Origin of the sequence: Microbacterium sp. MYb64 (genome assembly GCF_002979495.1) — a bacterium.
In the GTDB taxonomy this organism is placed as follows: Bacteria; Actinomycetota; Actinomycetes; order Actinomycetales; family Microbacteriaceae; genus Microbacterium; species Microbacterium azadirachtae_A.
This window is the reverse complement of record NZ_PCOW01000027.1, coordinates 19,134-35,030: the sequence shown is the minus strand read 5'-3', so window position 1 is coordinate 35,030 and position 15,897 is coordinate 19,134. Positions and strand designations below refer to the sequence as shown.

Below are 15,897 nucleotides of genomic sequence, written 5' to 3'. Positions count from 1 at the left end.
CCCTCCGGACCGCCTTCTTCGTGTCGGCCGGCGAGCGCCGACCCCCGGGTCACGGGTTCAGGACGGCCTTGGCCGGGGCGCTGCGGTGCAGGTCGCCGCCGAACGCGACGAGCTGGAACTGACGCCCTCCGGAGAGATCGACCGCCTCCGCGAAGAACACATCGCGGTGCACACGACCGAGCCAGGTCGTGCCGGAGCCGCCGATCTGCAGCACGTCGTACCCCACGGCATCGGACCGGAGGTCCCAGGCGAAGGTCAGATGCCGCTTCCCGTCGCCGGCATCGCCCGCATCGGCGACCTGGAAGCCCGTCGGCGTCGCGGGCTTGAGCGGCTTCCCGGCCTCCCGCAGAGACACCCGGCCGATGCGGCCGTCGCCGCTCGTCCGCAGCGAGATCCGCGCGATGCGACGGCCGCGGGCGTTCACACCGCCCGTCCAGCCGTCCCAGCCCGCGGGATCCGACTTCGCGAGCGGCTGCCAGTCGACCACGGACGGCGCATCCTGCCAGGTGACCCCGAGATCGATCGTCTGGACGCCCTGGGCGCGGACCTCGACCGCGATCGCCTTGTCGGCCGTCAGGTCGGTCTTGAACAGGTGGATCACTCCCCCGCCGCGCAGAGAGAGGCTGTGCCCGCTGCCGTAGCTGGCCGACTCGTCCAGCGTGACGACGACATCGCCCTCCGTCCAGAACTGCCAGGTGAGCGCCCTGTCCGCGCTGCCCATGTTGTCCCAGCCCCTGTCGCGCACCTTCGCGCCCTCGAGGAAGAACGCGGATCCGACGCCGACGTTGAAGTCGGTCGCGATCGGCAGGCCGCCGTATGGAGAGCGCTCGGTGATCCAGTGCGCGATGCCGTCCCACTGCCGGTAGTTCAGCGTGTCGGTGCGATACGGAGGCGTCCGGGGCTCGAGGCGCCCCGAGGTCCCGGGGTTCCCCGTCGGGCCGGACCAGAACCGCTGCTCCAGATCGCGATACGTCGCGCGTCCGTCCGCGGTGGAGGTCGTGCCGTCCCACGATCCGTTCAGCCAGATCTGCGAGTCCACGAACAACGCCACGGAGGTCGGCGCGGGCCGTCCGGGGCCTGCGACGCTGCCGAAGTCCTCCTCCGGCCGGAATCCGCCCTTCTGGTGCTCGACACCGGCGAAGCCCACCTCGCGCGGGTCACGGCCGGCGGCGACGGCCGACGCGGCGCTCTTGCTGAGATCGCGGTCCGCACCGCCGGTCGTCGCCTGCCACCAGTAGTTCATGAAGAGGGAGTCGTAGATCGGCGCGTCCGGCGTGCCCAACCAGCGCAGGTTGTTCTCGCTCAACCTGTTCTCGTAGCTGACCTCGCCGCTGTCGAAGTCGGCCGAGTCGTAGCCCTGCAGATAGAAGTCGGGATCGGTGCGCTTGAGGTAGCGCAGGAAGTCCTGGAACTTCGCGATCTGCGCAGCGCTGACGCTGCCCTCCTGGTTGATGAACAGCCCGTCGAATCCGAAGTACTTCCGGATCTCGATCATCTTGTCCGCAACAGGGAAGGACCCGTCGCCGGCCTGCACGAGGAAGGCGTCGAAGTCGACGGGGCGCGGCCAGAACCAGCCCCCGATCGACCGCGCGCCGTTCTTGTGCGCGGCCTCGGTCCATCCGGGGTTGGGGATGTCGATCACGCCATAAGGGCGTCCTGGGGCGCGTTGTCCGTCGATCATCTCGATGGGCGCCGATCCCTTGACCTGTCCGTGCCAGGTGCCCAAGATGTCGATGTACGACCAGTAGCGCTGGGTGTACACCTGCGCCTCGAGGCCGATCGCCTGGTTGTGCCCCTCGTAGATGCTTCCCGCGTCGTCGATCGTGAGCGTGGACAGCTGCACCGCGGGATCGAGATCGGGATGCGCCTGCGTCGCGGCGAAGGGCGCGATCCGCGTGGCCCGCGGGATCAGGCAGCGCAGGTGCGGCGCCCACGGCGTCGTTCCGGGATCGAAGGCCAGCAGGTCGTCGGCGGCCCAGCCGAAGGTGTACGGGCCGGGCGGCGTGCCCCCTGACGCCGGCACGGGCGCGGCGGCGCCGGTTCCGGTAGCGCCGGTTCCGGCGGCGGGACGCACCGCCGCCGTCGCGATGCCGGGTGCACCGGCCAGCAGCGCCGCCAGTCCGACACCTCCGACGGTCAGGAATGTTCTGCGGTTCAGGTCAGCCATGTGCACCCTCCAGGTTGCGCTCCGTTGCGTAGCGGATCCGCGTCCCCTTAGCGGGCGATGCGAAGCCGCGCCCAGGCTATAACGTTTTAGTGTCGTCGCGCGAGGATCTTTCTCGGCGCGTCGAGGAGTGCGCCCGGGAAAGATCCGATGTTCGCCCGCGTCGACACCGCGTTCATACGCCACGGGGCGCCGAGCCGGAACGGGCTCGGCGCCCCGTGGGCGACTCTGTCAGTTCTTGCCGAAGAGCTTCTGGATCTCGGCCATGTCGGCTTCGCTCGGCGCCGGCTGCCCGCCCAGGCCGAAGCCGGATCCGGTCGCGGCCTGGCTCGTGGCCAGCCCGGCATTCTCAGCGGCGCGCTTCGCCGGGTTGCCCGATCGGGAACCGGAGCCCTTGGCCTTCTTGCCGCGCTTCGAGGAGGCGCCGGGACGCCCCATGCCGGGCATCGCGCCCATGCCGGGGATGTTCGGGGTGCCGCCGCGGGCGACGGTCTTCATCATCTTGGCAGCCTGCTCGAACCTCTGCACGAGCTGATTCACGTCGGTGACGGTCATGCCGGAGCCGCGCGCGATGCGCAGGCGGCGGGACCCGTTGAGCACCTTGGGGTTGCGGCGCTCCCCCGGCGTCATCGAGCGGATGATCGCCTCAGTGCGGTCGATCTCGCGCTCGTCGAAGTCCTCGAGCTGCTGCTTCATCTGACCCATGCCCGGGAGCATCCCGAGCATCTTCTTCATCGAGCCCATCTTCTTGAGCTGCTGCATCTGCTCGAGGAAGTCCTCGAGCGTGAAGGACTCGGTCGCGAGCTTCTCCGCGACCTTGAGCGCTTCAGCTTCATCGAACGCGCTCTGCGCCTGCTCGATGAGGGTCAGGATGTCACCGAGATCGAGGATCCGGCTCGCCATCCGGTCGGGGTGGAACGGCTCCAGATCCTCGAGACCTTCGCCCGTCGACGCGAACATGATCGGGCGGCCCGTGACCGAGGCGACGGAGAGCGCGGCTCCACCGCGGGCGTCGCCGTCGAGCTTGGACAGCACCACGCCGGTGAAGTCCACGCCGTCCTGGAACGCCTTCGCGGTGTTGACCGCGTCCTGACCGATCATCGCGTCGATCACGAACAGGACCTCGTCCGGATCCACCGCTGCACGGATGTCGGCGGCCTGCTTCATGAGCTCGGCGTCGACGCCGAGGCGTCCTGCGGTATCGATGATGACGATGTCGTGCTGCTGGCGGCGGGCGTGCTCGACGCCGTCGCGCGACACCCGCACGGGGTCGCCGACGCCGTTGCCCGGCTCCGGCGCGTAGATGGTGGCACCCGCCTGCTCGGCGACGACGGTGAGCTGGGTCACCGCGTTCGGGCGCTGGAGGTCGGCGGCGACGAGCAGGGGCGTGTGCCCCTCGCCCTGCAGCTGCTTGGCGAGCTTGCCGGCGAAGGTCGTCTTTCCGGATCCCTGGAGTCCGGCGAGCATGATGACCGTCGGCGGGTTCTTCGCGAACTCGAGGCGGCGCTGCTCGCCGCCGAGGATCGCGATGAGCTCCTCGTTGACGATCTGCACGACCTGCTGCGCGGGATTCAGCGCCTTGTTGACCTCGTCGCCCAGGGCGCGCTCGCGCACCTTCGCGGTGAAGTCCTTGACGACGGGCAGCGCGACGTCGGCGTCGAGCAGGGCGCGTCGGATCTCGCGGACGGTGCCGTCGATGTCGGCGGCGGTCAGCTTGCCCTTCGTGCGCAGATTGCGGAAGGTCTCGGTGAGCCGATCGGAAAGCGTGCCAAATGTAGCCATGGTGCTGCAATTCTACGCGAGCGGATCCCCGATCCGCGGCGCGTCAGCCCCAGTGCAGATCGGCGATGCGCGGCAGCGCGTGCTGCAGCTGCGCGAGCGGCGACCCGTGACCCGCACCGCCCTCGGCCCAGACGCGCAGCGACGACAGCACGACGATCGCGTAGGCGGCGCCGAGCACGTCGGCCCTGATGCGCTCCACGCCCGCGCCGCGCGCGGCCTCGGACAGTGCGGTGGCGAGCCTGCCCTGGCGCAGTGCGGACTCGCGCTGCAGCTCCTCCGCCAGTCCCATGGCCTGCGCGTTGCCGAAGGCGAGGGCGAGCGGATCCGGCTCGAGCCCCTCCAGGATCGCGGCGAGCACAGCCTCGATCCCCGCCGAATCGGCGCCGGCACCCGGAGCCTCGAGCGCTGCGACCGCGCGATCGAGACGCTCGTCGAAACCGGACCAGAGCACATCGCTCTTGGAGGAGAAGTAGTTGAAGAAGCTCGACCTGCTCACGCCGGCGCGTTGCGCGATGCCGGCGATCGACGTGCCCTCGTACCCGGATTCCAGGAACAGCTCGCAGGCCGCTTCGGCGATCGTCTCGCGCGAGGAGACCCGGGGGCGGCCGACGCCGCGGGCAGGGGTGGTCACCACGCCACCGTATCGCGATGCGCGCACCCGTCGATTCACCCCTATTATTGAACCGCATACAACAACTCGACCAGAAGGGTCGGCCATGCTCGACATCCAGACGGTGGGCCTCGCCCCCGAGTTCGTCCCCTACCTCGACGGGTGGGATCTGCAGCGGCGCGTGCACGCCGAGATCGTGGCGGGCACCCGTCCCGACACGCTGCTGCTCCTCGAACACGAGGCGGTGTACACGGCGGGCAAGCGCACCGAACCTCAGGAGCGCCCCCAGGACGGCACGCCCGTGGTCGACGTCGACCGCGGGGGGAAGATCACGTGGCACGGACCGGGACAGCTCGTGGGCTATCCCATCGTGCGTCTGCCGGAGCCCATGGACGTCGTCGCCCATGTCCGCCGATTGGAGCGCCTACTGATCGACGTGCTGCGCCCCCTGGGCGTGGACGGATACCAGGTCGATGGTCGCAGTGGCGTGTGGGTGCGCCGGCCGCTCAGCGAGGACAAGGTGGCCGCGATCGGAGTGCGCGTGCAGCAGGGCGTGACCATGCACGGCTTCGCGATCAACTGCGACAACACCCTCGCCGGCTTCCGCGGCATCATCCCCTGCGGCATCACCGACGCCGGTGTCACCACCGTGAGCGAGGTGATCGGCCGCGAGGTCTCCCCCGCCGACATCGTCGATGCGGTGGCCGCCGCATTCGCTGCCGAGTACGCGGCGGAGGTGGCCGCGTGAGCGCCGCTCCCGAGGGCCGCAAGCTCCTGCGCCTGGAGATCCGAAACGCCGAGACCCCGATCGAGCGCAAGCCGGAGTGGATCAAGACCAAGGCGCGGATGGGGCCGGAGTACAAGGCCCTGCACTCTCTCGTGAAGGACGAAGGCCTGCACACGGTCTGCCAGGAGGCCGGCTGCCCCAACATCTTCGAGTGCTGGGAGGACAAGGAGGCGACGTTCCTCATCGGCGGTTCGCAGTGCACGCGCCGCTGCGACTTCTGTCAGATCGACACCGGCAAGCCCGACGCCTACGACACCGACGAGCCGCGCCGCGTGGCCGAGAGCGTGCAGCAGATGGGTCTGCGCTACGCGACCGTCACGAGCGTGGCCCGTGACGACCTCCCCGACACGGGGGCCTGGCTGAACGCCGAGACGGTGCGCAAGATCCACGAACTCAACCCGAACACCGGTGTCGAGCTGCTCGCGAACGAGCACAACGCGGATCCGGCGTTCCTGGGCCAGATCTTCGACGCGCGCCCCGAGGTCTTCGCGCACAACGTCGAGACCGTGCCGCGCATCTTCAAGCGGATCCGTCCCGCGTTCAAGTACGAGCGCTCCCTCAACGTCATCACGCAGGGGCACGAGGCGGGGCTCATCACCAAGTCGAATCTGATCCTCGGCATGGGCGAGGAGCCGGAGGAGGTCGTGCAGGCGCTCCAGGACCTGCACGACGCGGGCTGCGACATCATCACGATCACCCAGTACCTCCGTCCCACGCCCCGCCATCTTCCGGTGTCTCGCTGGGTGAAGCCCGACGAGTTCGTCGCGTTCAAGGAGGAGGCGGAGCGGATCGGATTCCTCGGCGTGCTCGCCGGTCCGCTGGTGCGCTCCTCGTACCGCGCCGGCCGGCTGTGGGCGCAGTCCATGGCATCCAAGGGCCGCGAGATCCCGCCGCACCTGGCGCACATCGCCGCCAGCGCAGACCTCGGCTTCGCTCAAGCCGTCTGAGACGCGGATCGCCGGACGGGAGGCAGGGGGGCATCCTCGTCCGGCGGTTCGTTCATCCTGCGATCCGGACGCGTTCCCGTCTCGGGATGCGTGGGATCGCACTCAGTAGGGGGTCACCACCGCCGGGTCAGGAAACTCTCCGTAGATGTTGTCGGCCAACGGAGCGAGCTCAAGATAGCTCGGACGGCCGCCGTCGATGAAGAGAAGGAGCGTCGCCGCACCTTTCGGAGAGTCGGCGTCGATCCAACCGGACAGGACGAGACGGTCAGGGCCCACGATCTCCCCACCGGACTCGTCCAGCAACTCGATGGACGGACATCGTCCGCATCCGCACGAGCGTCCTGCGAGCATCGTCGCCGCGTCCACGTTCCAGCGTTCCCTGTCGGCGGCAGAAACCACGCCATCAGTGCTGCCGCGCGCGATCATCGCCGCGAGCATGCGTCGCTCGGCGTCGGTGAGACTCCGCGACACAGCGGCGCTCAGTCGGCGCTCATGACCGACAGCACGGAGCCGTCGGATCCGAAGTTCACCAGCAGCACATCGTCGGCGCCGTCGGCATCGAGCGCGTACTCGAGCACCGCGAACGGCTCGCTGCCGCCGTGCTCGTCCACGAGCAGCGTCATGCTCATCAGCTGCAGCGAGCGGATGATGTCGACCGCGGCGTCACCGCTCACGTCGACGAGGTAGTCGTTGAGCTCATCGCCGTACTCCTCCTGCTGCTGCAGGATGTACTCGGTGACCTCGCTCGTGCGGTCGTCGACCTCGGAGAGCATCCCGCGGCGGGCCTTGTCGTCGATGGCCTCGAGCCCCGAGACGAAGGCGGCGGCGATGTCGAGCGATTCCCGGGAGACGTCCTCCTGGTCGGGCGCGGTCAGATCCACGGTGAGCGCGTGGTCGCCGAACTCCACCGTCTCGGACCAGAAGATCGATCCGTCCGGTCCCGAGGACAGCAGTCCGAAGAAGTCGTGTTCGATCGCCATACCGCTATAAAACCAGCCTTGCGCGCGAGGCGGTAGTCCGTCGCGCGCGTGCCGCGGACCCGTTCGTCATCATCACGGAATCAGGCTCCGACGAGCGCCTGCACGAACACGTGCGGCGTGAAGCCGGTGAGGTCGTCGATGCCCTCGCCCTGGCCGAGGAGCTTGACCGGGATGCCGGTTCGCTCCTGCACGGCGAGGACGAATCCGCCCTTCGCGGAGCCGTCGAGCTTGGTGAGCACGAGCCCTGTCACGCCCGCGTGCTCGAGGAACGCCTCCGCCTGCAGGACGCCGTTCTGACCGGTGGTCGCATCGAGCACGAGCAGCACCTCGCTGATCGGCGCCTGCTTCTCCACGACGCGGCGGATCTTGGACAGCTCGTCCATCAGCCCGCCCTTGGTGTGCAGGCGCCCCGCGGTGTCGATGATCACGATCTCCGTGCCTTCGCGCTTGGCGTAGTCCACGGTCTGGAACGCGACGGACGCCGGATCCTGCCCGTGCTGCTGCGGGCGCACGATCGCGGCTCCCGCACGCTGCGCCCACGTGGCCAGCTGCTCGACGGCGGCGGCGCGGAACGTGTCGGCGGCGCCCACGACGACGGAGCGCTGGTAGCCGCGCAGGAACTTCGTGAACTTGCCGATCGTGGTGGTCTTGCCGACGCCGTTCACGCCGACGACGAGCACCACGGCCGGGCGCTCCGTGAGTTTCAGCGTGGTGTCGAACTTCGCGAAGTGCTCCTCGAGCGTCTCCCGGAGCATCCGCTGCAGATCCTTCGGATCCGTCGTGCGGTACTTCTCGACCTTGGCGCGCAGCTCCTCGACCAGGCGCTCGGTGATGTCGGGGCCGAAGTCGGCGGTGAGCAGCGCGGTCTCGAGGTCGTCCCAGGTGTCCTCATCGATCGTGGGCTTGACGAACATGCCGCGCAGCGCGCGACCGAGGGACCAGGACTTCTCCGCCATGCCCCCCAGCCTACGGGGAGCAGCCCGACGAACCCGGCGTGTTCGCCGACGGCACGCGGCCCGCCGTGCGACGTCTCGGCTCAGACCGTCGCCGCCGCACGATCTCCGACCCGTTGGCCGACGACCGCGGACACGCCATCCTGGCGCATCGAGACGCCGTAGAGCGCGTCGGCGATCTCCATCGTGCGCTTCTGGTGCGTGATGACGAGCAGCTGCGAACTGGCACGGAGCTGCTCGAACACCGTGAGCAGGCGACCGAGGTTCGCGTCATCGAGCGCCGCCTCGACCTCGTCCAGGATGTAGAACGGGCTGGGGCGGGCTTTGAAGATCGCGACGAGCAGGGCGACGGCCGCAAGCGACCGCTCCCCGCCGGACAGCAGCGAGAGCCGCTCGATCTTCTTGCCGACCGGGCGCACCGCGACCTCGATGCCGGTGTTCAGCAGATCGTCGGGATTGGTGAGCGAGATGCTGCCGGCGCCGCCGGGGAAGAGCAGCGGGAAGACCTCGCCGAACGCCTGGCGGGTGTCCTCGAACGCGGACGCGAAGATCGTCTGCATCCGCTCGTCGAGCTCGGTGATGATCGTGAGCAGATCCTGTCGGGTCTTGGTGAGATCCGCGAGCTGCTCCGTCAGGAACGCGTGCCGCTGCTCGAGCGCCGCGAACTCCTCCAGCGCGAGCGGATTCACCCTGCCGAGCTGGGCGAGCTTGCGCTCCGCCTCCTGCAGACGGCGCTGCTGGATACGACGGTCGAACGGAATCCCCGAGGGCTCGCGATCCGCCGGAGCATCGTCCGCATCCGGCTCCTCCACGAGGTCGTCCTGATCCGCCACGACCACCAGGACATCGCGGGGAACCAACTGGTCCGGACCGTATTCCGCGACCAGGATGTCCTCATCCAGAGCGAGCTCGGACTGCACCCGCTCGAGCAGGCTGGACAGGTGCAGCTTCTTCTCGTGGATCTGCAGCTCGAGCCCGTGCACGCTCTCGGTGAGGCCGGCGAGGCGCTCGCGGATCGAGGAATCCTGCCGCCGCAGCTCGCCGAGCTCCTCGTTCTGCGCCGACCGCGCCGACTCGGCGGCGACCAGCGCCAGACGGGCCTCGGCCACGGAGCGGTCGACCGAGTCCAGGATCCGCGGCAGCTCCGCGGCGACCCCCGAAGCGGTCTCGCGCTGAGCGCGCCGGATCACCGCACGCCGTGCGGCCTCCGCGGCGGCCTCCCGCTCCCGCTCGCGCTGGCGTTCGAGCGAGGCGACTCTCGTCTGGGCCGCCCGCACGCGCTCACGCATCGTCTCGACGCCGAGGCGCGCTTCGAGCTCGGCCTCGCGCGCCGCTTCGAGCGCCTCCAGCAGGCCATCGCGTGCGGAGACGTCCAGGACGGGGCGCGGCGCCGACTCGGCCTCCGCCAGCGCATCCTTCGCCGTGTCCGCGTGTGCTTCCGCATCCGCGACGGTCGACTGGGCCTGGACGAGTCCCGACTCGAGGCGCTCGCATTCGGCGATCGCGGATTCGTGCTGCACGGCCACCCGGTTGACCTGCTCGGTGTGCGTGGCCAGTGCCGCGTCGTGTTCGCGCAGGGTGCGCAGCGCATCGCGGGACACGCGCCGTGCGGTCTCGAGCGCCTCGGTCGCGTCCTCGCGCGCCTCGCGCAGCGAGTCGACGACGACGCGCACCTCGTCGAGGCGGTCGACGGCCGCGTCGCGTTCGGCGACGAGCTCGAGCCGGGAGCGCTCCCCGCCGGATCCCGTGTGCAGGGTGTGAGCGGTGAGCACCTCGCCGGAGCGCGTCACGATCGTGAGCGGCACCCCGGCTGCGGCGACCGCGGCCGCATGGGCCGAACGCGCCGCGGTCAGGTCCTCCACGATCACGACGTGCGAGAGGATGCCGAGCACTCCGGCCGGCGCCGTCACGACCTGCGCCGCGGGGGTCGCACCCGCGATCCCCGCATCGGACACGGCGACCGACGCGCCCTGTGCGATGACGATGTCGTAGGCGCCTGCCGTCTCGTCGTCGCCGGCGAGGGCGAACGCCGCGGCGGCATCGTCGACGAGCACGCCCTCGGCGAGCGGGCCGAGCACGGCGGCGACCGCCGCTTCGAACCCCGGCTTGACCTGGACCGCGTCGCCGACGAGCCCCCGCACGCCGGCGTGACCGGCCGCGACGATCTCCGCGGCGCCGCCCGTGACGGCGATCGCACTGCCCAGTGCCGCGGCCTTCGCGGTGAGCGCCTCGGACTCGCGCTCGGCCGCGTGCAGCCGCTCGCGCAGTTCGCCGAGCGCGGTCTCGGAGGAGACGGCCCTGGCCTGCGCGCGCTCGTACGCCTCGGCATGTTCCGCGGCAGTGCCCTCGGGCGCTTCGCCCTCTTCGATCCGCTCGCGCGCCTCAGCGGCCTCGCGGCGACGTCCGTGCGCGGCCTCCAGCGCATTCTCCTGGCGGAGCACGGCGCCGCGAACGGCTGCCAGGGCGGATGCGGCGGCCTCGGCCTGTCCGCGCAGCGTCGTGAGTCGCATGTCATGCGCGGAGACCAGCGCGCTCTGCTCGGCGATGTCGACATCGAGCGCGTCGAGCTCGGCGCGCGCGTTCGCGACCTCGCGGGTCGCCTCGTGCGCCGCGTCCTGCGCGCGACCGATCCCCGACGAGATCTCCTCGACCTCGTCCTTCGCCTCGTCGATCGTCGTCTGGGTCACGGTCACCGCCGTGACCGCGGCGTCGTCCTCGTCGGAGCCGAGCAGCGCGAGCCGCTGGTTGGCGAGCGTGAAAAGTCCGCGCATGCGCTCCTGGACCTGCTCCAGCCCGAACGCGACCCTCCGGGCCTCATCGACGGCCGCGGAGTTCTGCAGCGCCTCGAGCCTGACCATCTCGGAGCGGACGAGGTCGCCCTGCTCGCTCAGCACCACGCGCTCGGCGTGGCGCTCGTGCTCGTTGCGGGTGTGGTCCGCGAGCGCCGTGCGCAGCGTCACCACATCGTCCGCGAAGATCCTCGCCTTGGCGTCACGAACGACGGCTGCGATGGTCTGCGCGTCCCGCGCGATCTCGGCCTGGCGCCCGAGCGGCTTCAGCTGGCGCCGGATCTCCCCTGCCAGGTCGCTCAGCCGGGTCAGGTTGGTCTCCATCGCGTCGAGCTTGCGGAGGGTCTTCTCCTTGCGGCGGCGATGCTTGAGAATCCCCGCGGCCTCCTCGATGAACCCGCGGCGATCCTCGGGCGAGGCCTGCAGCACGGTGTCCAGGCGACCCTGGCCGACGATGACGTGCATCTCCCGGCCCAGACCCGAGTCGCTGAGCAGCTCCTGCACGTCGAGCAGTCGACAGCCCTCGCCGTTGATCGCATACTCGCTGGAGCCGTTGCGGAACAGCGTGCGGCTGATCGTCACCTCGGCGTACTCGATCGGCAGCGCGCCGTCGCTGTTGTCGATCGTGAGCCGCACCTCGGCGCGTCCGAGCGGACCGCGCGTCGAGGTGCCGGCGAAGATGACGTCCTCCATCTTGCCGCCGCGCAGGGTCTTCGCCCCCTGCTCCCCCATCACCCAGGCGAGCGCATCGACGACGTTCGACTTGCCGGATCCGTTCGGCCCGACGATGCAGGTCACGCCAGGCTCGAAGGCGAACGTCGTCGGCTGCGCGAAGGACTTGAACCCCTTGAGGGTCAGGCTCTTCAGGTGCATGGGCACGCTCGGCAATCGGCGGAGTTCACGGCGTCTACGCTATCGCGGCGACCCCTGCGGTCGTGCGGGAAACGCCCGAGGTCCAGGGATTTCTGAGTGTCGGCTTGACGTCTTCTATGAAGCTCCGCTAGCGTGACAACCCGAGCCGAGAAAGGAGGTTGCCGACATGATTACAAACCGCATCGCATTCACCCCATTCCGTGGGATCGACGCGTCTTCGGCGACTTCCGCCGGCGTCTGCGCGCGCTTCGACGCGTAGAACAGACGCGCTCCCTCGTCCCGGCCTGAGGCCGGCCTGACGCCTTCGGGCGTCCGCGATCCGATCCACGGTCCTCCGTGTCGATCATCAGGTCGTCTCGATCATCCGATCCTGCCGATCCCTTCGGTCGCCTGCACGATCCGGCGCCTTCGCCGGATCCGTCCCCTCACCCGTGACACGTCGCGGCGTCCCACCGGACGACCCTGCGTGGAGCGAAACCGCCTTTCCGGCACGACCAACGAAAGCGAATCACCGTGAATACCGCATTGCACGCTTCGCCTCCCACCGAGTCGAAGCAGCGCGCTCTTCCCGAGCGCGACCTGTCCATCCAGCTCCCCCGCGAGGAGGAGCTCCGCAACCTGTCGCTCACCCAGCGTGTGGCCCTGCGCGTCGCCCTGCACCTCATCGTGCGGTCGCGGCCCACGACGCAGGACCAGGCCCGCTCGGCGCTGGCCGAGGCCCACGGTCTCCGCGTGCTCCAGCAGTACGAGGCCGAGCGTCTGGCTCACAGCTCGATCCGGCAGGTGCTCTGATGACCGGCGCTCGAAACGACGACCCGTTCATCTCCCTCCCCTCCGATGCGACCCTGCATCCGCTCGTGCTCCCCGCACGGGCGGATGCGGGGGCGCCCGGCCCTTTCCGCGACTACGCGGATGTACGCAACCGAACTCTCGAAGCGGCGTCCGGCCGCGATGACGACAGCTTCACCCCGGATGAGCTGCTCCCCCTGCTCACCCCTGACGCGTACACCTACCGACGCCAGTGGCGGATCGTCATCGGGGAGCGCACGATCGGCATCGCGCTCCTGAACATCTCGCGCGACGGCGGCGGCGAGACCGCCACGATGGCGATCAACGTGCTCCCCGAGGAGCAGGGCCGAGGCATCGCCACCGCCGTCGCCGCCCACTTGGAGCGCCTCGCGCGCGCCGACGCCGTACGCACCCTGCAGGTGTGGACGGAGCACCTTGCGTCGGATGACCCGGCGCTGGATCCGCCGACCGGGTTCGGCAGCGTCCCGCGCGACCACACCGCGCGCTTCCTGCTCGCGCAGGGCTGGACCCTGGAGCAGGTCGATCGCGTCAGCGAGTACCGCTGGGGCGAGGACGAGCATCTGCCGGCGCTGCGGGCCACCGCCGAGGAGGCCGCTTCCGGATACCGCGTCGTGCAGTGGCTGCTGCCGACGCCCGAGGAACGGCTCGACGGATACGCGTGGATGAAGTCCCGCATGTCGACCGACGCCCCGGACGCGGCCATGGACTCGCCGGAGGAGACCTGGGACGCGGATCGCGTCCGCGAGCAGGACCGCCGATGGCTGGACATGGGCCATACGGTGCAGGTCACCGCGGCCGAGCACATCGCGACCGGCGAGCTCTGCGCGTACAACGAGCTCTCGCTCAAGGGCGCCGACGACAGCGCCACACAGCAGAACGACACCCTCGTGCTGGCCGCGCACCGCGGCCACCGGCTGGGTCTCCTCGTGAAGACCGCGGGGCTGCTCTCCTGGCACGAGCGCTTTCCGCGCTCGACGCGCGTCGTCACGTACAACGCGGAGGAGAACCGTCCGATGCTGTCCATCAACGAGCAGCTCGGCTTCGTCCCGATCTCCTACGGCGGAGCGTGGAAGAAGGTGCTCGACTGATCCATCGCCGAGGATCATCCCGGAGGATGACGTCCGGGCCGGATCCTCACTCCGGCGACCGATGATCAGCCGGACGGCGCCGACGAGGCTGGAGGCATGAGCACAGCAGTCATCGAAGCCCACGGTCTGATCAAGTCGTTCGGATCCACCCGCGCCCTCGCCGGCGTCGACCTCGGGATCTCCGCCGGGGAGTCCGTCGCGATCATGGGAGCCTCCGGATCCGGCAAGACGACCCTGCTGCATGTGCTCGCCGGGATCACCCGGCCCGATGCCGGGCGCGTGCTGTTCACGCCCCCGGCGGGCAGCCCGGTCGAGGTCAGCGCGCTGGGAGAATCGGCACGATCACGGCTGCGCCGCGAGTCGTTCGGGTTCGTGTTCCAGCAGGGACTCCTGATGCCGGAGCTCACCGCGGTGGAGAATGTCGCGCTCGCCGCGATGATCACCGGCGTGCCGCGCGCGGAGGCGACGCAGCGCGCGGCGGGCTGGCTCGCCGCGCTGGGCCTCCAGGGCATGGAGGACCGCCGGATCGGCGAGCTCTCCGGCGGGCAGGCGCAGCGCGTCGCGATCGCCCGCGCGCAGGTGACCGGCGCGAGCATCGTGTTCGCGGACGAGCCGACCGGCGCTCTGGACTCCGCGACCTCGTCCGAGGTCATGGATGCGCTGCTCTGGTCGACCACGGGTCAGGGTCGCACGCTCGTCGTCGTGACGCATGACCCGCAGGTCGCCGCGCGCTGCTCACGCACGATCGCGGTCCGCGACGGCCTCGTGGTGGGCTCGGCGGTCGCCGCGTGAACGCCGCGACGCTGCGGCTGCTGCTGCGTCCCGCGCCCGGATCCGCCGGGGTCGTGGTGATCCCGATGGTCGCCTTCGCCGTCGTGTCGGCTCTCGTGCTGACGGTCGTCGGCGGAGCCCAGGCCTTCTGGCAGTGGACCGACGACTACGCCCTGACCTATCAGATCCTGGCGGCTGTCGCGCTCGTGCTGCTGGTGCTTCCACTCGCCGCATTGGGCGGCGCTGCCGCCCGGCTCTCCGCCCGGCGTCGGGACGAGCGGCTGTCGACCCTGCGCCTGCTCGGCGTCACCGGGTTCGGCGTCGGTGTGGTGGCCGTGGTCGAGTCGACCCTGATCGCGGCGGCCGGCGTGCTCGGCGGAGTGGTGCTGGCCCTCGGCCTCGCGCCTCTCGTGGGCCTCATCCCGTTCCGCGGCGAGCCCCTGGGAGCCGCCGTGCTGCTGCCACCGTGGCTCATGGCCGCCATCGCGGGCGGAACCGTGCTGCTCGCGACCGTGAGCGCGGTGATCGGGCTGCGCCGCGTGGTGATCTCGCCGCTCGGCGTGCGCACCAGGACCACGCCGCCGACGCCGCACTGGGTGCGCGCCATCATCGCCGTCGCACTGGTCGTCGCCGGATTCGTCGCCGGGTTCGTGGTGCCGGGCATCGGCGGAGCGATCGCCATGATCACCGCCCTGGTCGCGATCTTCGGGGTCGGACTCCTGGTGCTGAACCTCATCGGCCCCTGGGTGCTGAAGATCGGCGCGCGGATGCAGCTGCGCCGGGCGAAGATCCCGCAGCGTCTGCTTGCGGCGCGCATAGTGCTCGACGATTCGAAGGGCGCCTGGCGTCAGGTGAGCGGCGTGGCGATGGCGAGTTTCATGGCCGTGTTCGCCGGGACGGGTGTCGCGCTCATGGACGTGATGAGCGCCGGCGATCCCACGGCGCAGGATCTGGCGCTCCTCACCGACATGCGCACCGGCCTCATCATCACGCTCGTGGCGTCCTTCCTCATGGTCGGCTGCTCGGTGGCCGTGACGCAGGCCTCCGACATCCTCGACCAGCGGGACCTGCACCGCAGCCTGCACTTCCTCGGCGTTCCTGCAGGCACCGTGGATTCCGCGCGGCGGCGCGCGGTCATGTCGCCGCTGCTGACGACATCGCTGGGATCCGCCCTCTGCGCGGCCGTGCTCATCTTCCCGCTGCTCGGGATCGCGCTGATCACGGCGCCGCTCTCGATCGCGACCATCGTCGGGGTCCTGGCCGCCGGCATCGCCCTGGTGTGGATCGCGACTCGACTCACCCGGCCACTGCTGATGCGCGCCTTCGCCGGCTGAACGCCTCTC

At 70.1% G+C, this 15,897-nt stretch carries 13 protein-coding genes; 6 read left to right on the top strand and 7 right to left on the bottom strand.

The genetic code is table 11. From position 1 onward, the window contains the following. Window positions 1–49 precede the first annotated feature (49 nt). The 3 genes from CQ044_RS17665 to CQ044_RS17655 form a co-directional block, all read right to left on the bottom strand. Window positions 50–2,167, bottom strand: coding sequence for a hypothetical protein (locus CQ044_RS17665; RefSeq protein WP_105689680.1), 2,118 nt, complete (start codon window positions 2,165–2,167; stop codon window positions 50–52). A 228-nt stretch (window positions 2,168–2,395) separates the two neighbouring features. Beyond that, window positions 2,396–3,946: a signal recognition particle protein gene (ffh, locus tag CQ044_RS17660; RefSeq protein WP_105689679.1), complete on the bottom strand. Its 1,551-nt coding sequence runs from the start codon at window positions 3,944–3,946 to the stop codon at window positions 2,396–2,398. Window positions 3,947–3,989: 43 nt separating this feature from the next. Further along, window positions 3,990–4,577 carry a TetR/AcrR family transcriptional regulator gene (locus tag CQ044_RS17655; protein ID WP_105689696.1) on the bottom strand — a complete coding sequence of 196 codons (588 nt, stop codon included), beginning with the start codon at window positions 4,575–4,577 and terminating at the stop codon, window positions 3,990–3,992. Between the two features lie 85 nt (window positions 4,578–4,662). On the opposite strand from CQ044_RS17655, the gene lipB reads away from it, so the two are divergent. Both lipB and lipA read left to right on the top strand, forming a co-directional pair. Then, complete coding sequence (gene lipB, locus CQ044_RS17650; protein WP_105689678.1) at window positions 4,663–5,304, top strand: lipoyl(octanoyl) transferase LipB; 642 nt, start codon at window positions 4,663–4,665, stop codon at window positions 5,302–5,304. Next, window positions 5,301–6,290: a lipoyl synthase gene (gene lipA / locus CQ044_RS17645; RefSeq protein WP_105689677.1), complete on the top strand. Its 990-nt coding sequence runs from the start codon at window positions 5,301–5,303 to the stop codon at window positions 6,288–6,290. Before lipB ends, lipA begins: the two co-directional genes overlap by 4 nt. A gap of 102 nt (window positions 6,291–6,392) precedes the next feature. Here lipA and CQ044_RS17640 read toward each other — a convergent pair whose 3' ends face one another. From CQ044_RS17640 to smc, 4 genes are all read right to left on the bottom strand, one after another. Continuing rightward, window positions 6,393–6,728, bottom strand: coding sequence for a hypothetical protein (locus CQ044_RS17640; protein ID WP_146116825.1), 336 nt, complete (start codon window positions 6,726–6,728; stop codon window positions 6,393–6,395). Between the two features lie 41 nt (window positions 6,729–6,769). Then, entirely contained in the window at window positions 6,770–7,270 is a 501-nt protein-coding gene (locus CQ044_RS17635; RefSeq protein ID WP_045273252.1) for a DUF2004 domain-containing protein, read from the bottom strand. Window positions 7,271–7,350: 80 nt separating this feature from the next. Beyond that, window positions 7,351–8,226, bottom strand: a complete 876-nt coding sequence (gene ftsY, locus CQ044_RS17630; protein ID WP_045273253.1) for a signal recognition particle-docking protein FtsY — start codon at window positions 8,224–8,226, stop codon at window positions 7,351–7,353. Window positions 8,227–8,306: 80 nt separating this feature from the next. After that, on the bottom strand, window positions 8,307–11,885 hold the full coding sequence (smc, locus tag CQ044_RS17625; RefSeq protein ID WP_105689675.1) for a chromosome segregation protein SMC: 3,579 nt from the start codon (window positions 11,883–11,885) through the stop codon (window positions 8,307–8,309). Window positions 11,886–12,410: 525 nt separating this feature from the next. On the opposite strand from smc, the gene CQ044_RS17620 reads away from it, so the two are divergent. From CQ044_RS17620 to CQ044_RS17605, 4 genes are all read left to right on the top strand, one after another. Continuing rightward, complete coding sequence (locus CQ044_RS17620; RefSeq protein WP_105689674.1) at window positions 12,411–12,677, top strand: hypothetical protein; 267 nt, start codon at window positions 12,411–12,413, stop codon at window positions 12,675–12,677. Continuing rightward, window positions 12,677–13,783, top strand: coding sequence for a GNAT family N-acetyltransferase (locus CQ044_RS17615; RefSeq protein WP_105689673.1), 1,107 nt, complete (start codon window positions 12,677–12,679; stop codon window positions 13,781–13,783). The genes CQ044_RS17620 and CQ044_RS17615 overlap by 1 nt, the downstream gene beginning before the upstream one ends. Before the next feature lie 96 nt (window positions 13,784–13,879). After that, window positions 13,880–14,575 carry an ABC transporter ATP-binding protein gene (locus tag CQ044_RS17610; protein WP_105689672.1) on the top strand — a complete coding sequence of 232 codons (696 nt, stop codon included), beginning with the start codon at window positions 13,880–13,882 and terminating at the stop codon, window positions 14,573–14,575. Beyond that, on the top strand, window positions 14,572–15,888 hold the full coding sequence (locus CQ044_RS17605; RefSeq protein ID WP_105689671.1) for a permease: 1,317 nt from the start codon (window positions 14,572–14,574) through the stop codon (window positions 15,886–15,888). Before CQ044_RS17610 ends, CQ044_RS17605 begins: the two co-directional genes overlap by 4 nt. The last annotated feature ends 9 nt before the right edge of the window (window positions 15,889–15,897 follow it).